We start from the raw sequence: 18,677 nt of genomic DNA on the forward strand, positions 1-18,677 counted from the left end.
ACGCTGATCGGCAACATGGCCAAGATGGGCCCGGCGGCCAAGGATTACGCGCTGCTGCCGCAAAACCTGTCGACCGAACACCTGGCACTGGGCATCCGCAAGGGCGAGCCCGCCTTCAAGAAGCAGGTCGACGACGTGCTGCTCGGCATGGAAAAGAGCGGCGAGGCGCAGAAGCTGTTCGACAAGTGGTTCGGCCCGAATACGAAGATGGCCTTCCCGCAGCGCACCTTCAAGATTTCTACCGACAAGATCGATTAATCGCTAAAGGTCGGGCCGCCCGGACCGGTATCTGAACTGCGTCCGGGCGGTGAATCTCCATGCCCCATTTTGATTTGTCGATGCTGCTCTCGGGGCAGTATCACCAGTGGCTCGTCAGCGGTTTCTTCCTGTCGATCAAGCTTTCCGTGCTGGCTTTCGTGCTGGCGCTGCCGCTTGCCATCGTGGTGGCGCTGCTGCGTCTGTCGCCGGCTGCACCATTGCGCGGCATCGGCCAGACCTATGTCGAAGCCATCCGCAACGTGCCGCTGCTCGCCCACATGCTGTTCTGGTATTTCGGTGCGCCGCAGATCCTGCCGGAGTTCATCCGGGACTGGCTCTACAGCATGAACTACGAGGCCGCGAGCGCCGTCATTGCGCTCGTGCTCTACACGGCTGCCTACATGGCGGAAGACATCCGCAGCGGCATCCGCTCGATCCCGAAGGAACAGCTTGAGGCCAGCCGCGCGCTCGGGCTCTCGTTCCTGCAGGCCATGCGGCTGGTGGTGCTGCCGCAATCGCTGCGCGTGACGGTTCCGCCGCTGGTCAGCCAGACGTTGAACCTGTGGAAGAACTCCAGCATTGCCATGGTGATCGGCGTGGCCGAATTGATGTACCAGGCGCAGCAGGTGGAGTCCGCCACGTTCCGCGGCTTTGAGGCGTTTGCGTTTGCCACCGCGGCCTATCTGACCATCTCGATCGCGATCACGGTGTTCTCCGCCTGGTATCAGCATCGCTACCCCGTCCGGACGCTGTAGCCATGCTCGATCTCATTCAAACCTACGGTATCTACTACCTGATCGGTCAGTACCCGAATGGGCCGCTGGGCGGGTTGGCGCTGACGTTCCTGCTGGCATCCGCGGGCCTCGTGCTCGCGCTGCCGGTGGGCATCCTGCTGGGCCTGTGCCGCGTCAGCCCGATTGCCGCGCTGCGCTGGCCGGCCACCGCGCTCGTCTATGTCGTGCGCGGCACGCCGCTGCTGATGGTGATCTTCTGGGCGTATTTCCTGCTCCCGTCCGTTACCGGCCAGCGCACGGACCAGTTCAGCACCATGCTGACCGCGCTGGTGATCTTCGACGGCGCATATCTGGCGGAGATCGTGCGTGCAGGCATCCAGGCGTTGCCGCGCGGGCAGATGGAAAGCGCCCGCTCGCTCGGCCTGTCGTATATGCAGGCGATGCGCCGCGTGATCCTGCCGCAGGCGCTGCGCAACATGCTGCCGTCGCTGGTCAATCAGCTCGTGTCGACCATCAAGGAGACCTCGCTCGGTTACATCATCAGCCTGCCCGAGGTGTCGTTCGTGGCCGGGCAGATCAGCACCGCCGTGATGGTCAAGTCCGCCGAGGTGTACGGCCTGCTCGGCATCAGCTACTTCATCATGTGCTTCAGCCTGACGCGCGTGGCGTTTTATCTGGAGCGCCGCCTTGCAGCTAGCGCCCCGTCCAAACCATGAACATGATCACGATCGAACACGTCGACAAGTGGTACGGCGATTACCATGCGCTGGTCGACATCAACGAAACCGTTGCCAAGGGCGAAGTGGTGGTCGTGTGCGGACCGTCGGGCTCGGGCAAGTCGACGCTCATCCGCACACTGAACCGGCTCGAAGCCATTCAGAAAGGCCGCATCGTCGTGAACGGGCATGAAGTGCATGCGCCGGGCGTGGACGTCAACGTGCTGCGCAGCGGCATCGGCTTCGTGTTCCAGCAGTTCAACCTGTTTCCGCACCTGACCGTCATGCAGAACTGCACGCTGGCGCCGGTGCAGCTCAAGCGCATGGCACCACAGGAAGCGAAGGACTTTGCGATGCGTCTGCTCGAACGCGTGGGCCTGCCCCACAAGGCCGGCGCCTACCCCGGCGAGCTGTCGGGCGGCCAGCAGCAGCGCGTGGCCATCGCGCGCGCCCTGGCCATGAAGCCGCCCGTGATGCTGTTCGACGAGCCGACCTCCGCGCTCGACCCGGAGATGGTGAACGAGGTGCTGCTGGTCATGAAGGACCTCGCCCGCGACGGCATGACCATGGTCTGCGTCACACACGAAATGGGATTCGCGCGCGAGGTGGCCGACCGCGTCCTGTTCATGGACCAGGGTCAGGTGCTGGAACGCGCCACGCCGGAAGATTTCTTCCAACGCCCGCAACATCCACGTGCGCAGCGCTTCCTGGCCGACATCCGTTCGCCGTGGAGCGAACCGGCCTGAACCTTCACGCAGCGGGCGGCCAAATAAAAAACGGGGAACACTGTTCCCCGTTTTCTTTGGATGCACGGCAACGCGGCTTATTGGATCGCCTTGTCGTTCGGACGCGCGTACAACTCCTTCATGCCGGCCGTCATCGGGTAGTTCAGGTTCAGGCCCTTCGGCGGAATCGGCGACAGGAACCACTTCTTGTACAGGTCATTCGCCTTGCCCGACTTCATCAGGTCGGCAATCACGTCGTCGGCCACTTTCTTGAACGCCGGATCGTCCTTGCGCATCATGCAGGCGTAGGTTTCGGTCTGCAGCGGGGTGCCCGTGACCACCCAGTCGGCCTGGTTCTTGGCCTTGGTGCGCTCGCCGTACAACAGCGGCTCATCCATCACGAATGCCACAGCGCGGCCCGATTCCAGCGTCAGGAATGCCTGGCCGTGATCCTTCGCGAGGATCAGGTTCATCTTGTCGGCGTCCTTGGCCTCGCCATTCATCTTCTGCAGGATGCGGTCTTCCGTCGTGCCGGCGGTGGTCACCACGGTCTTGCCCTTCAGGTCGGGGAAGTCCTTGATGCCCGAATCCTTCTTCACCAGCATCAACATGCCGTAGATGAAGATGTTGTTCGAGAACGCGACCTGCTTCTGGCGCTCGAGGTTGTTGGTGGTCGAGCCGCACTCGAAGTCGATCGTGCCGTTCTGCAGCAGCGAGATGCGGTTCTGCGACGTGATGGGCGTGAGCTTGACCTGCAGCTTCTTACCCACCGCCTTTTCCACGCCCGCCACGATCATGTTGGAGATCTCTTGGGAGTAGCCGGTAATCGTGTTCGCGTCGGCCTGGTACGAGAACGGAATCGACGACTCGCGATAGCCCACCGAGATCACGCCCGATTGCTTGATCTTTGCCAGCGTGTCGGTCGACTGCGCCTGCGCACCGGTCGACAGCACGGCCAGCGCGCCGGCTGCGGCCAGCGTCAGGCCCGACAGAATACGTTTGGTCGAATGCAAGGTCTTCATGCTTCCCCTCCTATGGGTGTGTTCGCTCCAGACTGCTTTGGTTACCAATTGGCGCGGGCCAGATACACATCATCGAGCCTGCGCGCTCGGTCTTTGAATCTCGTTCTGAATCTCGTTCTTGTGTCACGCGGCCAGCGCATACGGCACTGGGGAAATCGCGGGCTTGCGGCCGGCAATCAGATCCGCCAACAAGCCTGCACTGCCCAGCGCCAGCGTAAAGCCCAGCGCTCCGTGACCAACGTTCAACCACAACCCTTCCACCGGTGATGCCCCGACCACCGGCACGCCGGTTGGCGTTGCAGGCCGCATGCCCGCCCACGGCGCCGCATCGGCACCTGCGTCGTTGGCCCGCATGGCGCCCGGAAACAGCGCACGGGTTTCGTCATACAGCGTCTGGGCGCGGCGCGTGTCCAGCGCCGCCGACCAGCCCACGAGATCGGCCATGCCCGCCACACGCAACGTCTGCCCGATGCGGGCGTAGACGATCTTCCGCGCGGCATCCGTCACGCTGATGACCGGGGCAACATCGCCCTCCCCCAGCGGCAGGCTGATGCTGTAACCCTTCAGCGGATACAGCCCGGCGTCGATGCGCAATGGGCTGAGCAGCCTGGCGCTCGTCACGCCCGCGGCCATCACCACGGCATCTGCGGCAACCTGCTCGCCACCGGCCAGGTTGAGACCCCGCACACGGCGGCCTTCGGTCCACAGCGCATCCACACCGGTATTGAAGCGCAGCGTCACGTTCGGCATCGCGCGCAGCCGGTTGAACAAGCCGACGCAGAGTTGATGGCAATCGGCCACATCTTCGTCGGGCGTGTAGATCGCGCCGACGATCTGGTCGCGCACGCCGGCAAGCGCGGGCTCGTGGGCGACCGTTTCCTCAGCGGACAACGCATGCTGTTCGCAACCGAGCGTGGCCTGATAGCCGACCTGCGCGCGGGCCGATTCAAACGCCGCAGCATCGCGGTGCACCACGAGCTTGCCGCGACGCGCAAAGCTGAACGCCAGATCCGGCGCCGCTTCCCGCAACGCTTCCATGCGTGCGCGGCTGTAGAACGACAGCGCCAGCAGCTCACGCGTCGTGCGATCGGCACGGTCACGATTGCAGGCCGCGATAAAGCGCAGGCCCCAGCGCAGCAACGCCGGGTCCAGCGACGGCTTCAGCCGCAGCGGCGAATCGCGGCGCAGCAGCCAGCCCGGCACATGTGAAAGCACGCCGGGGCCGGCCAGCGGCGCCACATAGCTGTAGCTCAACTGGCCGCCGTTGGCGTAGCTGGTGCCCTCGCCCGGGCCCGGATGTCGCTCGACCAAGGTGACCTGATGGCCTTCCTGAGCCAGCGCATAGGCCGTGCTGATGCCGATAATGCCGGCGCCGACTACTGCAATTTGCATGAAGAAGCTGCGAGATTGGGAATGTCGGGTGCAGCTTAAGGAGCCTGGCGGTGGTTGGGCAAATGCGGAGTTGTTGGGGGGGATGTTGTGGGGCTATGGATTGGATTCTTGTTTGAATGCCCCACGCTCATTCGTCGGCCTCGCTCCCTATGCGGAACGGACGGGCCAGCAGCATGCTGGCCGTGAAACACGGCGCGTTTTCCTCGCTGCCCAATGCAAGCAAGCGCGCGGCAATGGCCTTGCCTTGCCCCAGCGCCGCAGCCACGGCAGCGTCCGTCGAATCGAAATCGGCCGAAGGGTTGTGAAAACGCTCCAAGCGCGCATACATCATCACCTCGTTCTCTCGAGTGCAGACAAAGCCTGTGTACGAATAGCCGAGCCGTCCTCTAGTGCCCGGCAAGACCAGCACATGTATCGCACAGCCGTAAAAATGCTGGATCCGCCAGCCACGCATCCCATTCCCCTCTTTCTTTCTCGTTGTTGCCGCGATATCGCTGTCCGAACCTCCAGGCCGTACCTCGCCCCGCGTAAGGTGTCGAATAGCCTAGCTGCGGGAGCACGGCAGAAGCAGGCAGCGTCCCGGCCAAGGCCATTCGTAGCCCGTGACTGCCGTGTACCAGGCCCCCAGATAACCGTCCGCATTCATCACGTCGAACATCACGGCGGCAAAGACGGCGACTGCAAATACGCCCATCACGACCTGCACCGAAGAAGTCGATTGGGTGCGACCACCCTCCCGTAACTCCGTTCGGCTTTGCTCGTCGATCTTGCGCGCGTCGCGTGCCACCATGCCGTTGGCTCCATTTCATAAGGCAACCATTCAGGACGGCCCTCAAGCACAGAGCAACACGAGCGCGCCTTGGGCTGTTTGTGCTAAGCAACCTGGAAGTGCTTCACGGATTCCGCAAGCAGATTGCCTTGCTCTTCCAGTGCCTGCGATGCCGCAGCCGCCTCTTCCACCAGTGCTGCGTTGCGCTGCGTCATCTCATCCATTTCGGAAACCGCCGTATGGATCTGGGCAATGCCCTGGCTCTGCTCCGCACTGGCAGACGCAATGTCCTCGATCAACCGCGTCACGTTGGCCACGGCGGTGGTAACGGATCGCATGGTTTGCCCGGCTCGCCCCACGGCAACGTCACCTTCGCGCACATGCTCGAGCGATGACTCGATCAGCCCCTTGATTTCCTTGGCCGCTGCAGACGACCGCTGCGCAAGCGTGCGCACCTCGCTGGCCACGACAGCAAAGCCACGGCCCTGCTCACCGGCACGCGCCGCCTCAACCGCGGCATTCAGCGCGAGGATGTTGGTCTGGAACGCAATCCCTTCGATAAGCGCGGTGATCTCGTTGATCCGCACCGAGCCTGCGCTGATCTTGCCCATGGTCTCGACCATGTTGTCCACCTCATTGCTGCCTTGCTTGGCTACGTCCGAAGCGTTGACAGCCAGCGTGGCCGCTTCCCGCGCATTGGCGGCGTTCTGCTGCACGGTTGTCGTCAACTCTTCCACGCTGGAGGCCACCTCCTCCAGTGCCGAGGCTTGCTCCTCCGTGCGGCTAGACAAATCCACGTTGCCACTGGCGATCTGGCTGGAGCCGGCAGAAACCGACTGCGCCGAATCGCTCACCCGGCCGATAAGCGTTCCCAGCCCGTCGCAGATCTGCTTCATTGACGACAGCACACTTCCACTGTGCGCAACGTTGAAGTCTTCCTGCGCACGGAAATCTCCGCCGGCAATGCTGGTGGCAATTGCCGCCAGCCGCGAAGGCTCCGCGCCCAGGGCACCGAGCACGCTTCGCGCAATGGCTACACCCAGCACGCCGGCGGCCGCAAAGGCAAACAGACCCACCCCCACGGCAATCCACGTCGCGGTGGTTGCATACGCCCGTGCCGCCTCGACCGCGTCGCCCGATCGCCTGGATACAAACGTGTCATACGCTTCAACGGCCTTGTCCAGCCCGGCAAGCAACGGCACGCATTCCCGGTTGATCTTGTCGATCGCGGCGTCGCGATGCCCCGTCTCGGCCAGCTGCGCGATGGCCAGCGCAACAGGTCCATATTTGATCTCAACCGCGCGAATGGCACCGACCAGGATGCGGGTCTGGTCGGTTGCGTCGGGGCCGTTCTTGGCCTCTTCTTCCAGGCGCGTCAGTTGCGCCTGCACACCCGCATGGGCTTTGGAAACAGCGTCCGCTGCGGTGCGCCGGTCAGCATCCGTATCCGCAAGCACCAAATTGCGCGCAGCCACGGCACGTTTCTCGACATCCAACTGCACCGCGGCCACCAGTTTCGACCTGAGGTACAGCCCGCGCTCGAAATTCGCAAACCTCGTACTGAGGGCGTTCAACTGATAGCACGTCATGCCAGCCACGATCGCCACCAGAACGGCGAGCGCCGCGAACGCGGAAAATAGTTGTGTCTTGACCTTCATGCTGCTCCCCATTTCCAAAAATAAGTCTTTCTCTGAAGACGTTAATCAAAACTGCCGTACGGCCCGTACCGTTCAAACTGCGTTGCCTGACTGCGTTGAGTTGTCGTGTCTTTGCGCTCCTGGTTCACTGTTGAATCACGCGCCTGAATGCGCGGCTTGCATGGCCCCATCCCGAGATTCGCTCTCGGGCATGAAGACCGCAAAGACGAGCACTGCCGCGACTGCCACGGTGGAAAGTGCGAGGAACCCTGCGGCAAAGCCGTAGTGGTCCACCACCAGACCGCCGGTGAGATTGCTGAGCGCCGCGCCAAGGCCGACGGCCAGCGAAACAGTGCCTTGCGCAAAGTTGAAGCGCCCGGTGCCCCGCATCACGTCGGAAAGGATGACTGTGATCACGACGCCGAAGATTCCGGCGCTCACACCATCGAGGAGTTGGATTGCAATGACCGCGTAAGGACTGCTCGCGAATGCAAACAGAACCCCGCGGACCGGCAGCACCACCAGCGCGATCAGGAACAGCTTCTTGCGGCCGACCCCGGCCTTGATTGCGCGTCCGACACCGGCAGCAACCAAGACCATCACGAGCTGGGCCGCGATCACGCATGCGCCGAGCCACAGCACACCCTTGTGTGGCGCTTCTGCGGCAATCATCTGCCCTGCCAGCGGCAGCATGGCTGCATTGCCGAAGTGGAACAGCACGACTGTGGCGAGCAATGCCAGCAGATCGCGACGTTTGAACACGTCCCGGATGGGCTGTGGCTGCCCTGCCGCGCTTTCCGAGTGCAGCGTTTCGCCGCCGCGCGCGAGCTCGTAGTCGATGTCGCCGGCCGTATGAGCGCCACCGCAAAGGCGCTCACCACAGAGAAAGCACAGACGATGTAGAAGAGCCAAAGCGTGCCAGCGTAGTGCGTGATCGTCGCAGCCAGTATTGCGCCGCTGAAATTGCCCGCGTGGTTGAAGACCTCGTTGCGGCTCACGCGCGCGGGCAGCCGGCGGTGTCCGACGATCCCGAGAGTCAATGAGGCGAGACAGGGCCCGATGACCGCCGAGACAAGCGCCAGCGCAATCTGCGCGCAAAGGATGACGGACCAGGTGGGCGACCATGCGATCAGCATGCAACCTAGGCCGATCACACCGGCTGAGATGGCGATCATGGCGCGCTTGGCGCGCACGGCGTCCACCAGCATGCCAGCCGGTATCTGAGCGATCGCGCCGGCAAGCCCGCTTGCCCCCACGACAAGACCGATGTCCGCCGAAGACCATTGCTGCGTCCCTTTCAGGAACACCGCAAGAAAGGGCCCCACGCCGTCCCGGACATCAGCCATCAGGAAGCTGAGTGCATCCAGGCCCCGCAGGCTGCGTGCCGAAGGTGTGCGGCTGCCGTGCAACGCTGGTTTGGCTTGGGCTTTGGCCCCGAGGGAACGTATTGCCATCTAGCCGCGCTCTCCTGCAGGCCTTATCCGGACGTCCCCGCTCGCATCGGTGCCTTTCAACGCAATGCCATCACCGCCATCACGGACCAATGCAATCTTGTCCACGTCGAGCGTACTGGCCAACTCGCTCGAGACGAGTTCTCCCCACGCGTGCACGCGGGTGCCAGGCGCGAGATACCTCGCCAGTTCCTCTGCGGCGCGCACTGCCATGCGTAGCGAAGTGCCGCCACCGAGCAGTGCACCGCACGGTTCGCCCTTCGGGCTATAGAGCGGCAGCATCACCGTGCCGATCAAATCAACGGGCACCCTTTGAACGCCCCACTCGTGATCGTGGTTCCGATTGCGCTCGGGCCCCGCATCGACGATGGTCTCGCCGTCTTCGGCTTCAATCGCAAACACAGACATGACGTCGGTCCTGCGTGGCGCGGCGCCTCGTACACGCACGGTGTCGCCGTGCATGACATGCGCCGCGACGCTCGCCGACAGGTGCGGCGGGAAATACACCTGCCAGATGCCGTCCAGAATGAACCCGTCCAGATCGCCGTGTTCGTTCATCAGGAATCGGGTGACAGTGCCTTGTGCTTCTGCCGGGCAAGCTCGGTCGATCGGTTGCATCTGCTGCGCGTCAATCAAGTGGGATGCGAAAAAACAGCCGTGAAGTTGCGCCATGCGGCAGACCAGACAGGAAGCGGCTGGGTGCAGTACGACGCCGTATGGGGTGCGCCTGCCCGTGCAGGACAGGCGCTATGGGAGGGGGCGAGACCGACGGGCACAGCACGGCATACGCGTTGCGAAACGCGCGCCGGGGGACGCGCGGTATGTCGAGCTGAAGGGGTGGACTGGATTCGTTGCATGGTTCACTCCCGTCTCGGGGCAGTGAGTCAATTGCAAGCGCCGTGCCATCCTGGAAACCCAGATAGGACAAGGGCCCGGAGCAACCAGTGACGAGGGATTGTCCGTTTGCTTGACACCAGGGTGTCTGGTTTCTTGACGGCTTATCTGGCCCAGCGGGCCCCGGATCCGGGCAGAGGCCGGGGCCGCGCCGGCATCGCAAGGGGCGGCCGCAGCGCAGTTACGCGCGGGCCAGCGGCCAGAGAACCGAAGGTTCTTCTCCAAGAGCCGTGGCGATCGCCCGGCGAACACGCTTTGCTCCCTTGCCCGAGATGGAAGAGGACAGCAATTGCGGGCTGACGTTTTCCAAACCCAGTTCGAGGACGAGTTGTCGCAACGTAATCGCACCGAAGCGATCGTTGAGAAGCCGTTTTGCGAGCGGTATGTGCTTTGGGAACGCGCGGGGGGCGGGCGTTGGCACCACGGCACGCAGAACGCTTTCTCTTTGTTGGGGAAATAAATGCAAATCAGCTAATTGAGGAAGCGGTTCCTCTGCAATGGCATGCCCGAGGTTGATCAGGGCCTCGCCCATGGACAGCCCCGAACTGGAACACATCATGTCGGGTGTAACCAAGACAGCAAAATAATGCCGACCCTCCAGATACAGCCTTACCTTAAAAATCAACTTCATGTTATTCCGGGCACTGAACCACGTTAAATCGTTCGCCGCTCACTTTTGCGGATCGGGCATTGCGCCGCACTGCCGCCTGCGTTCTGCAGGCGCGCAGAGTCGATCAGCACATCGGCGGTACTTCCATCAGGCGGGATCCGGCGGAACGCCGTAGAGATGCGTCATGCGGCAGGGCAGTCGAAGTGCTCCTGTGCCGCAAGATGTCTTGTGTTGTCTTGTCAGATACGTCTGACGCCCGAAGGCCCGCGCTATGGGCCGGTCGGCGTGGTTGGTACTGGCGCGCCAATCACGGCGTGCGCGTTGCGGGACGAGCTTGGACGAAGGCGCGGTATGCCGCGCCGGAGAAAGAGGCTGTACTTGTTGCATGGTTCACTCCCGTAGCGGGCGGAGAGTGAATTGCAAGTGCCATGCCATCCGGCGCCCTAAAAGGACAGCGCCCTCAGAGCCAATTGGTTGCCCAGGCTGTTCGTTTGCTTGACACCCGGGTGTCTGGTTTCTTGACGGCTTAACTCAACCCGAGGGCGGCCATCTTTGTGTAGAGGGACTGCCGGCTGATGCCAAGACGGCGCGCGGCATCGGCCCGGTTGCCGTTGGCCAGTGCGAGCGCGTGGGTGATGATGGCCCGCTCAACGCGTTCAACAGCCTCGGCAAGCGGCAGTTCAACCAGCTCCGAGGGCACTGTCCGCGCCGCCACCGCAGGCGTCTTGCGCAGAAACAGGAGATCGTCAGCGGTGATGGTGGGGCCCGGCGCCAGCGAGCAGACGCGCTCCATGGCGTTCTTCAGCTCGCGCACGTTGCCGTGCCATGCCTGCTCGACAAGCAGGCGCTGCGCCTCGGCGGAAAGACGCATTTGGCGTCCCGTCGCGCGCACTGCCGAAGCGAGGAAATACTCGGCCAAGGGAACGATATCGGCCACGCGCTCGCGCAGAGGCGGCAGATGGAGCGCGACAACGTTAAGCCGGTAAAGCAGATCCTCGCGGAACTGGCCGGCTGCCACCATCGCGCCCAGATCACGATGCGTCGCCGCCACCACCCGCAAGTCGATCGGCACGGTCCGGTTCGTGCCCAGCGGCGTCACCTGGCGCTCCTGCAGCGTGCGCAGCAGCTTCGCCTGCATTGCGGTGGGCATGTCGCCGATTTCGTCGAGCAGCAACGTACCGCCGTTGGCCGCAACCAGCCTGCCGATACGGTCCGAGGTGGCATTGGTGAATGCCCCCTTGCTATGCCCGAACAGCTCGCTTTCGAGCAGCTCATGTGGGATGGCGGCGCAATTGACGGCAACGAACGGACCGCCCCGCCGATTGGAAGACGCGTGAAGCACGCGCGCCGCCACTTCCTTGCCTGTTCCTGTCTCTCCGGTGATGAGGACGGTCGCATCGGTCATGGCAGCCCGGCCGAGCTGCTTCTGCACTGTCCGCATGGCCGCACTGATACCCAGCAACTGGGGCCGGTCGGTCTCGCTCTCGTCAAGGAATGGCGTGCCGGCATCCGGAGACACCGCGCACGGCTGGTTGGCCGAGAAGATCTGCTCCAGCAGCACCGCGATGTCACGACGCCCCACCGGTTTCGTCAGGTGCTCGAAGGCGCCCAGGCGCATCGCGCCGATGGTGTTGTCGCAACTGGCGTATGCGGTGAGCATGACGACTGGAATGGCCTTCAGCGCCGGATCTTCGCGCAGTTCCTCGAGCACATCGAGGCCATTCAGATCGGGCAGGCGGAAATCGAGAAACACGCATTCGGCGGTCAGCCCGTCGCCAAGCATCTGCAGTGCGGCCTTTCCGGACACGGCCTCCACCACGCGATGCCCGAGATCGGTCAGGGTTTCGGTCAAGCCCTCCCGAAATGCGTCGTCGTCGTCGACTACGAGGATGGTTGCCATGGCACTTCCATTACAAATGAGGTGAGGTCGGAGGTCTCGTCCAGCCATGCCCGCCCCCCATGGGCAGCCGCGACCTCGCTGACCACCGCGAGGCCGAGCCCCGAGCCATCCGGACGGCCGGTTACGAACGGCTCGAAGATGTGCTGGCGCTGCTCGGGCGGCACGCCGGGGCCACTGTCCGATACGGTGATCCTGAGGCTCGGCCGTGCGCCGGTCTCGATGCGGGTAGCGTGGGCCGTCACCGCGCCCCCTTGTCCCGCATGGCGGATGGCATTGATCAGCAGGTTGTCGAGCGCCCGCCGCAATTGTTCCTGATCGAACCGGGGCGGACCGGGCGGTGCGTCGCCATCGGCGCCTCGAACGTCGCACGTTGACACCAGGTTCACGCGCCGCTGCTGGGCAAGCTCCCGGTGCGCACCGACCACGTCGTCCATCCATTGCGCCACATCGGCCTCCTGCACATGAAGGCGAACCGGCTGCGTCAGCGCCAGCAGGCTGGTCAATTGTGTTTCGATCCGGCCAATCTGCTCAAGGATGACGCGCAGCGCCTCCTGCTGACGTGTGCTGTCCCCTGCCAGTGCGTTCTCTGCCTTGAGCCGCATGGCCCCGGTCGGGTTACGTATCTCGTGGGCGACTTGCGCCGCCAGCTTGCCCAGCACGCTGAAGCGCTCAGCCTGCGCCAGCCGCTGCCCCAGTCTGGCCGTCTCTTGCTGCAGCGCTTCTGCACGCGCCACGTAGCCATTGAACGCCTCGACAATGCGATCCAGATCCGGTTCACCGACGAGTGGCAGGCGTGTGCCATCACCGCGGGGCGGCAAGGCCATTTCGAGTTGCCCCAGTCGGCGCTTCCAGCGACGCAGGACAATCCCGAAGGCCACCGCGGTCACGAGGATTCCAGTCAGCACGATGGCAAGGCCCGTCACCAGATCTTTGCCATATTGCCCAAGCGCGGGATGGGCTCGCGTCATCGTCCAGACGAGTACATCTGGGTGGCCCTGTATCGGACAGGCTGCAACAACCACCGCGTCGTGCCCGCTCATCACAGCGTCCGTTGCAGGCTGCTGCCCCTGGCGGCTGGCCTGCAGCGTGCGGAGGATCAGCGGAATTTCAGCCTCCGGGATGTCCCGCTTGATGCCGCTGCCCTGATAGGTCGGGAATGAATAAGCGAGAAAGCCGTTCTGGCTGTGCGCCGCGCGCGGTGACCAGAACCCGCCCTCCACGTCCGGCACCGAGGCAAGAACAACGTCGAGGATGCCGCGCATCAGGTCGGCACTGGCAACCGCATCCGACGGCAGTATCGATTGACGATAACGCGACGCAACGGCTTCACAGGTTGCCGTGGCCTGCAGCTTTGCATTGGCCACGTGCTGGTCTGCCGCAGAGCGAACCATCACCCAGACGACCACAAGAAGCGTGGCACAGATAGTCGCAACGAGCCCCCACAGAATGGCAAGCTGGGCGGAGAACGACGGACGCTTCATCAGAATGGTGACGACGGCACAACAGAATCAACGGAACTATCCAACCAATTCTCGGCCGTGAACAAGCGGGAAGCAATATGAGCGAAGCTGAGCATGGATGCCTTGAGAGATGTGGACCGTAAGGCCAAGCCGCATACGATTTGAACGCCTGCGTGTCTTGGCATTCATTGAAGCCTGCTCAAAGGGAAGTGTCTCTCGGGACGCCTTTCATCCGCCTTGCAGCACGCCGGCATCTCGGCCCGGGACATCGCCTCGGTTCCCATCCCATTGCCACGGCAGATAGAGAACTGGTGCGGAATTATCGACGATTGATGCCGCCAATTTAAAACCGACCGCATCGCGCGAGGTTGCGCAAATGCACAGCGCCCGCCGATAAATCGATTCAATAGAATCCGCCGATTCGGTTTTCATATCAAGGTTCTGTAGCAAAGGAACTGCTTTAAACGCGCCATCGTTTCAAGTAGCCCGGCCCACCCGGCGTGCACGTCTTGATTTGGAACAGGCACGGCCAAGCACCGCGCCATCAGCTGGTACCCTCCCCGCTCGTCTCGGGGTAGCAACCCATCCTTCTTAGTTGTCCTCAACGGCTGAGGAAAAAAGGGGCGTGTGCCGGGCTCAGAGCTCCATCCGCCGAGCAAAAAGCTCCAACCGTCGAGCTCAGAGCCCCATCCGCCGAGCAAAAAGCTCCGACCGTCGAGCTCAGAGCTCCATCCGCCGAGTAAAAAGCTCCAACCGTCGAGCTCAGAGCTCCATTCGCCGAGCAAAAAGCTCCGACCGTCGAGCTCAGAGCTCCATCCGCCGAGCAAAAAGCTCCGACTGCCGAGCTCAGAGCTCCATTCGCAGAGCAAAAAGCTCGGAACGCCGAGCTCGGAGCTCCATCCGCCGAGTAAAAAGCTCCGACCGTCGAGCTCAGAGCTCCATTCGCCAAGCAAAAAGCTCGGGGCGTCGAGCTCGGAGCCCGATGACGGAGCAAAAAGCCTCGCGGGTGGCGCTTGGAGCGCGGTGCGCGAGGCTTGAAGGGTCGTGAACGGGGGTTGAAGTGCTGCGGGAGGGGTTCCGGCCGGCAGCGGAGGCTGTCGGCCAGCCTTACTGCAACATGAATGTCTCGTACTCGAGCCGATCCAGCTTCCGGTCGAGGATCACCAGGCTGGCCATCACCACCAGCAGCAGCGATACGGCAAATCCGTATCCGTACCAGGCCGGGCCGAGCTGCAACGTAATCCACGTCAGCAGGCCGTTGAGCGCCACGAACGCCGCCGTCAGTGCCAGCACCACGCGGCGCCGGTCCAGGTAGAAGAAGATGTTCACCACGCCCAGGAACACCACCTGCAAGCTCGCGGCGATGGTGTCGACATACAGCAGCGGCAGGTACAGCTCGGAAATCTGCAGCACGCGCAGCACCGCCGCGCCCACGGCAAACAGCACCAGGGCGGCCATCGCCTGGATCTTCACGATCTCGTACAGGCCCGCGCGGATGGTCTGGACCATCGTGTTGCGCATGTCCTCGATGTGCTCGAGCGATGCGCCGCCCCGCACGGCGTTGTAGAAGGCGTCGTAGTACTCGACAAAATCCGTCTCGATGCGCACGAGGAACACGGCCATGCCGGGGATGATGCCGAGATAGGCCAGGAACACCGGAATGTCATAGATGACCGATGCATTCAGCGGGCCGATCACCTGCTGCCCCGTGCCCGGCGCATACCAGAACATGAACTTGTCGAGCCAGATGCCGAGGTTGTACAGCAGCCCGATCAGCATGAGCGACGGATACGCGAACCGCCGGTCGAACACCTCGAACGACAGGAAGCGCCGGCCGCTGAAGTTGCGGTAGATGAGCGCGGCCATGCCGATCAGCAGGCACAGCTGCCCCGTGACAAAGCCGAGCAGCAGCCCTTCCAGCCCAAGCCGGTTGAACAGCAGCGCCAGCAGCACGGTCAGCGTGTAGCCGATCAGGAAGATCCACACGATCGACTTGTACTGCTTCATGCCCGACAGGAAGATCACCGCGATCCAGATGTTGGCCATGACCACGAAGCCGGCCAGCATCAGCAGCCGGTAGATGGCGGACTGCTGCGGAAACGCAAACAGGATGACGAGCAGCCCCAGCCCGCCCGCGACCAGCGTCATCACAAGCGACACGGCGTGGTAGTTGGGCAGGATCAGGTCGTCGCGCTTCTCGAACAGGCGGTCGGAGGTGAAGCGCGTGAAGGCAAGCTGCAGCGGCCCGGTCAGGATCAGGCTCACCGCAATCAGGTAGGTGACCGACACCTGGAACTGCGTGATGAGCGAGCCGGGAACCACGAACGGCAGGCTGAGGATACCGATCAGCAGAATGCCGACGATGGAAAGAATCCACGGCCCGGAGCTGATGATGCCGGCGTAGGTGTAGGCACGCAGCAGCCCGACCAGGCTGTCGCGCTTGAGCATCTTGCGCAGCTCAAAACCAATGCCGGCCATCAGCGGGCTCCCTCATGTGGCTTGCTCTGTGGCTTGCTCTGCTGGGCGTGGTGCGGGCAGGCCGCCGCAGCGGCGGAGGCAGCCTTGGCGCCGTGCTCGGTAGTCAGGTCGGGCAAGGTCTGCAGGCGCGTGTACAGCTCGCGGTAACTGCCCACCATCATCTCTTGCGTGTAGTAGCGCTCGACGCGGGCGATGCCGGCGGCCTGCGCCGCATACCAGCGCGTTTCATCGCGCAGCAGCGTCAACACTTCCGCCGCCAGGGCGGCCGGGTCGGCAATGCGCACCACGGCGCCGGCCGCGCCCAGTGCCGCGTCTTCGCCCTCCAGGCCGAACAGCAGTTGCCGGCACGAACCCACATCCGTGGTGACGGACGGCACGCCTGCGGCAAACCCTTCCAGCACCACCAGCGGCAGCGCCTCGCTGATGGAACTCAGCACCAGCACGCCCACCTTCGGCAGGATGTCGTCGATCTTCTGGAAGCCCAGGAACTTGATGCGCTCGCCCAGGCCGAGGCTTTCGGCCAGGCTGTGGCATTCCTGGGCGTATTCCGGGTCTTCGTCTTCCGGGCCGGCAATCCAGCCTTCCGCGTCGGGCATCTCGCGCGTGACGGTCAGCATGGCGCGGATGAACGTCTTCACGTCCTTGATGGGCACCACCCGGCCGATCAGGCACATCACGTGCGGCACGCTGGCCTGCCGCTTCTCGCGCAGCGCGGCTAGGCGCGGCAGGTTGATGCCGTTCGGGATGCTGCGCGTCTTCTCGGCCGGCGCGCCGTCAATGACCTGCCGCTGCCGGTTGCCTTCGTACAGCGCAACGATGTCTTCGGCCGCGTCATAGCAGACCCGGCCCATGGTCTCGAAAAAGCGCACCCACAGGTCGCGGAAGTAGCTGATCTGCGCGATGTCCTTTTCGAAGATGCTGCGGTTGTCCCGAATCCACTGGCTCTGGAACAGGTCGATCTTGCGTTCCTTGGTGTAGATGCCGTGCTCCGACACCAGCAGCGGCCGCCCGCGCTTGTAGCGCAGCAGCGCACCCAGGAAGCCCGCATAGCCGGTCGAGATGGTGTGGAACACCTTCACCGGGATGAGGTTTTCGGCAATGCGCACGAGCTGCCACAGCGGCTTGTGCATGATGCGCACGGTCCAGAAGTAGTCGGTGAACGACGGGTCGGTGCAATAGCGCCGGTAGTAGTCCGTCATCATGTCCCACGCGCGGTGGCTGTGGAGGAACTGCTCTTCGGCCAGCGGGCCGTCGTCGCGCAGGTCGGCAATCGAGGCGCGGATCAGCTCGGCGGTCTCTTCCTTGTTGGCCGGATTGCGCAGCGCGTCGTGCAGCTTGCGCGAGCGCTCGAACGCGGCGGCATCGCCACCACTGGCCTGCACCAGCGGCGGCGGCGGAAAGTCGTACAGGTAGTGGCACTCCAGGTGCACCACGTTGTCGGGAATGGCGTAGACCGGCTTGCCGTAATCCTCACGGCGGCTGCCGATGAAGACGACGGCGAAGCGGATGTCCGGAAACGCCCGGATCATCTGGTTGACCCAGCTCGACACCCCGCCGCTCACGTAGGGAAACGTCCCTTCGAGCAGCAGCGCAACGTCGGCGGACTCGGCGCGAGGAAAGTGGTCGTTGCTCATGATGTCCAGTAGCGCAGCAGCGGGCGCAGCAACGGCAGCGGAGACCGGCTGGAGAACTGCGCCAGCGCCGCGCGTGCACCGGCATAGTCGCGGCGCAGGTAGCAGGCTTCGGCCAGCGGCGGCAGCAGGCGGTCACGCGGGAAGCCGAGGGATTCGGCGCGGCGCAGGTGCGACTCGGCCACATCGGGCTCGCGGCGCGACAGAGCAAGCCGGCCGCGCATGTACCACAGGGCGGCGTTGTCGGGCTGGATATCGAGCGCGGCGCTGGCATAGCGCTCGACCTGCTCGGCGGTGTAGCGGTACACGTCGCCCTGCACGAGGTTCTGGTAGATCAGTTCCCAGTACAGATCGGCCAGGCGCTTGTTGATGTCGTAGCGTGCTTCGGGCGTGGTGGCTTCCTGCAGGCGCGGCAGCTCGGCGAGGATCTTCTGCGTGAGGACCTTTTCGGCGTTGTCGAGCATGCCGTAGGCCAGCAGGCGGATATCGTCCACCGGGTCGGCCAGCAGGTCGCGCAGCACCGGGCTGGCGGTGCGCGTGGGCATCGACTGCATGGCCACCAGCGCGGTCATGCGGCTTTGCACCGGCGCGCGCTCATTGTTGAGCTGCGCACGCAGCCGCGCCCCGCCGCCGTGCGTCACACGCGAAATCAAATGCGCCACGAACACCGGCAGGCCGACATCGGCGATGTCCTTGTCGTCTTCGGGCTTGGGAAACAGCTTGGCGAGCAGCAGGCTGCCGAGCACCAGCAGCCCGCCCGCCACCGGCACGAAAAAGCACAGCGCCGTCAGGTAGCCATACGTCCACACGAACGGCACGCGATAACGGCGCGGCAGCAGGCGCCATGCAGCCAGGCCGATCAGCGCCGCGGCGGTGCCCTGCAGCATCAGGCACGACAGCAGCAGCCCGAGGCTGTTGCCGGCATGCAGTGCCATCGCCACTGCCGCGATCTGGGCTGCGATGCCACCGAGCGTGAGCTTAAACATGGTCACCCCGCATG

General features: G+C 63.7%; 19 protein-coding genes. 4 read left to right on the forward strand and 15 right to left on the reverse strand.

Annotated elements, in window-relative coordinates:
* The 4 genes from FUT88_RS04730 to FUT88_RS04745 form a co-directional block, all read left to right on the forward strand.
* Window positions 1-258: transporter substrate-binding domain-containing protein (locus FUT88_RS04730; RefSeq protein ID WP_147214036.1), on the forward strand; the 258-nt coding region annotated here is incomplete at its 5' end.
* Between the two features lie 59 nt (window positions 259-317).
* Window positions 318-1,013, forward strand: coding sequence for an amino acid ABC transporter permease (locus FUT88_RS04735; protein WP_147214037.1), 696 nt, complete (start codon window positions 318-320; stop codon window positions 1,011-1,013).
* Between the two features lie 2 nt (window positions 1,014-1,015).
* Window positions 1,016-1,708: an amino acid ABC transporter permease gene (locus tag FUT88_RS04740; protein WP_147214038.1), complete on the forward strand. Its 693-nt coding sequence runs from the start codon at window positions 1,016-1,018 to the stop codon at window positions 1,706-1,708.
* Window positions 1,705-2,454 carry an amino acid ABC transporter ATP-binding protein gene (locus FUT88_RS04745; protein ID WP_024975122.1) on the forward strand — a complete coding sequence of 250 codons (750 nt, stop codon included), beginning with the start codon at window positions 1,705-1,707 and terminating at the stop codon, window positions 2,452-2,454. Before FUT88_RS04740 ends, FUT88_RS04745 begins: the two co-directional genes overlap by 4 nt.
* Before the next feature lie 77 nt (window positions 2,455-2,531).
* Here the strand turns inward: FUT88_RS04745 and FUT88_RS04750 are convergent, their stop codons facing one another.
* From FUT88_RS04750 to FUT88_RS04815, 15 genes are all read right to left on the reverse strand, one after another.
* Window positions 2,532-3,455, reverse strand: coding sequence for a glutamate/aspartate ABC transporter substrate-binding protein (locus FUT88_RS04750; RefSeq protein WP_147214039.1), 924 nt, complete (start codon window positions 3,453-3,455; stop codon window positions 2,532-2,534).
* Between the two features lie 123 nt (window positions 3,456-3,578).
* Entirely contained in the window at window positions 3,579-4,847 is a 1,269-nt protein-coding gene (locus FUT88_RS04755; protein ID WP_147214040.1) for a D-amino acid dehydrogenase, read from the reverse strand.
* 127 nt (window positions 4,848-4,974) lie between these two features.
* Window positions 4,975-5,301: a hypothetical protein gene (locus FUT88_RS26390; RefSeq protein WP_147214041.1), complete on the reverse strand. Its 327-nt coding sequence runs from the start codon at window positions 5,299-5,301 to the stop codon at window positions 4,975-4,977.
* Between the two features lie 90 nt (window positions 5,302-5,391).
* Window positions 5,392-5,637: a hypothetical protein gene (locus FUT88_RS04765; protein ID WP_147214042.1), complete on the reverse strand. Its 246-nt coding sequence runs from the start codon at window positions 5,635-5,637 to the stop codon at window positions 5,392-5,394.
* Window positions 5,638-5,720: 83 nt separating this feature from the next.
* A complete protein-coding gene (locus FUT88_RS26080; RefSeq protein ID WP_261796997.1) occupies window positions 5,721-7,274 on the reverse strand; it encodes a methyl-accepting chemotaxis protein in 1,554 nt (517 codons plus the stop codon).
* Window positions 7,275-7,409: 135 nt separating this feature from the next.
* Window positions 7,410-8,015 (reverse strand): MFS transporter, encoded by a 606-nt coding sequence (locus FUT88_RS26565; protein ID WP_410003867.1) that lies wholly within the window; start codon window positions 8,013-8,015, stop codon window positions 7,410-7,412.
* The gene (locus FUT88_RS26570; protein ID WP_261796999.1) at window positions 7,922-8,707 is read right to left on the reverse strand and encodes an MFS transporter; all 786 of its coding nucleotides are present in this window, start codon (window positions 8,705-8,707) and stop codon (window positions 7,922-7,924) included. The genes FUT88_RS26565 and FUT88_RS26570 overlap by 94 nt, the downstream gene beginning before the upstream one ends.
* Window positions 8,708-9,376 carry a hypothetical protein gene (locus FUT88_RS04780; RefSeq protein ID WP_147214043.1) on the reverse strand — a complete coding sequence of 223 codons (669 nt, stop codon included), beginning with the start codon at window positions 9,374-9,376 and terminating at the stop codon, window positions 8,708-8,710. It lies immediately after the preceding gene.
* 403 nt (window positions 9,377-9,779) lie between these two features.
* On the reverse strand, window positions 9,780-10,229 hold the full coding sequence (locus FUT88_RS04785) for a transcriptional regulator (RefSeq protein WP_147214044.1): 450 nt from the start codon (window positions 10,227-10,229) through the stop codon (window positions 9,780-9,782).
* Between the two features lie 505 nt (window positions 10,230-10,734).
* Window positions 10,735-12,108, reverse strand: coding sequence for a sigma-54-dependent transcriptional regulator (locus FUT88_RS04790; protein WP_147214094.1), 1,374 nt, complete (start codon window positions 12,106-12,108; stop codon window positions 10,735-10,737).
* Window positions 12,090-13,589 (reverse strand): sensor histidine kinase, encoded by a 1,500-nt coding sequence (locus FUT88_RS04795; protein WP_147214045.1) that lies wholly within the window; start codon window positions 13,587-13,589, stop codon window positions 12,090-12,092. The genes FUT88_RS04790 and FUT88_RS04795 overlap by 19 nt, the downstream gene beginning before the upstream one ends.
* A 207-nt stretch (window positions 13,590-13,796) precedes the next feature.
* Window positions 13,797-14,000, reverse strand: a complete 204-nt coding sequence (locus tag FUT88_RS04800) for a hypothetical protein (RefSeq protein ID WP_147214046.1) — start codon at window positions 13,998-14,000, stop codon at window positions 13,797-13,799.
* 675 nt (window positions 14,001-14,675) lie between these two features.
* Entirely contained in the window at window positions 14,676-16,046 is a 1,371-nt protein-coding gene (gene pelG, locus FUT88_RS04805; RefSeq protein WP_147214047.1) for an exopolysaccharide Pel transporter PelG, read from the reverse strand.
* Complete coding sequence (gene pelF, locus FUT88_RS04810; protein ID WP_147214048.1) at window positions 16,046-17,680, reverse strand: GT4 family glycosyltransferase PelF; 1,635 nt, start codon at window positions 17,678-17,680, stop codon at window positions 16,046-16,048. Before pelF ends, pelG begins: the two co-directional genes overlap by 1 nt.
* The gene (locus FUT88_RS04815; protein ID WP_147214049.1) at window positions 17,677-18,663 is read right to left on the reverse strand and encodes a tetratricopeptide repeat protein; all 987 of its coding nucleotides are present in this window, start codon (window positions 18,661-18,663) and stop codon (window positions 17,677-17,679) included. The genes pelF and FUT88_RS04815 overlap by 4 nt, the downstream gene beginning before the upstream one ends.
* Window positions 18,664-18,677 lie beyond the last annotated feature (14 nt).

Origin of the sequence: Ralstonia sp. TCR112 (assembly GCF_007997035.1) — a bacterium.
GTDB classification, from domain to species: Bacteria; Pseudomonadota; Gammaproteobacteria; order Burkholderiales; family Burkholderiaceae; genus Ralstonia; species Ralstonia edaphi.

Bases quoted from the DNA above. Each gene is read 5' to 3' on its own strand.
- FUT88_RS04780 (WP_147214043.1), bottom strand. From the start codon at position 9,376: ATGGCGCAACTTCACGGCTGTTTTTTCGCATCCCACTTGATTGACGCG.
- FUT88_RS26570 (WP_261796999.1), bottom strand. From the start codon at position 8,707: ATGGCAATACGTTCCCTCGGGGCCAAAGCCCAAGCCAAACCAGCGTTG.
- FUT88_RS04815 (WP_147214049.1), bottom strand. From the start codon at position 18,663: ATGTTTAAGCTCACGCTCGGTGGCATCGCAGCCCAGATCGCGGCAGTG.
- FUT88_RS04785 (WP_147214044.1), bottom strand. From the start codon at position 10,229: ATGAAGTTGATTTTTAAGGTAAGGCTGTATCTGGAGGGTCGGCATTAT.
- FUT88_RS04735 (WP_147214037.1), top strand. From the start codon at position 318: ATGCCCCATTTTGATTTGTCGATGCTGCTCTCGGGGCAGTATCACCAG.
- pelF (WP_147214048.1), bottom strand. From the start codon at position 17,680: ATGAGCAACGACCACTTTCCTCGCGCCGAGTCCGCCGACGTTGCGCTG.
- FUT88_RS04800 (WP_147214046.1), bottom strand. From the start codon at position 14,000: ATGAAAACCGAATCGGCGGATTCTATTGAATCGATTTATCGGCGGGCG.
- FUT88_RS04745 (WP_024975122.1), top strand. From the start codon at position 1,705: ATGAACATGATCACGATCGAACACGTCGACAAGTGGTACGGCGATTAC.
- FUT88_RS04740 (WP_147214038.1), top strand. From the start codon at position 1,016: ATGCTCGATCTCATTCAAACCTACGGTATCTACTACCTGATCGGTCAG.
- FUT88_RS04795 (WP_147214045.1), bottom strand. From the start codon at position 13,589: ATGAAGCGTCCGTCGTTCTCCGCCCAGCTTGCCATTCTGTGGGGGCTC.
- FUT88_RS04790 (WP_147214094.1), bottom strand. From the start codon at position 12,108: ATGGCAACCATCCTCGTAGTCGACGACGACGACGCATTTCGGGAGGGC.
- FUT88_RS04750 (WP_147214039.1), bottom strand. From the start codon at position 3,455: ATGAAGACCTTGCATTCGACCAAACGTATTCTGTCGGGCCTGACGCTG.
- FUT88_RS04755 (WP_147214040.1), bottom strand. From the start codon at position 4,847: ATGCAAATTGCAGTAGTCGGCGCCGGCATTATCGGCATCAGCACGGCC.
- FUT88_RS26080 (WP_261796997.1), bottom strand. From the start codon at position 7,274: ATGAAGGTCAAGACACAACTATTTTCCGCGTTCGCGGCGCTCGCCGTT.
- pelG (WP_147214047.1), bottom strand. From the start codon at position 16,046: ATGGCCGGCATTGGTTTTGAGCTGCGCAAGATGCTCAAGCGCGACAGC.
- FUT88_RS04765 (WP_147214042.1), bottom strand. From the start codon at position 5,637: ATGGTGGCACGCGACGCGCGCAAGATCGACGAGCAAAGCCGAACGGAG.
- FUT88_RS26390 (WP_147214041.1), bottom strand. From the start codon at position 5,301: ATGCGTGGCTGGCGGATCCAGCATTTTTACGGCTGTGCGATACATGTG.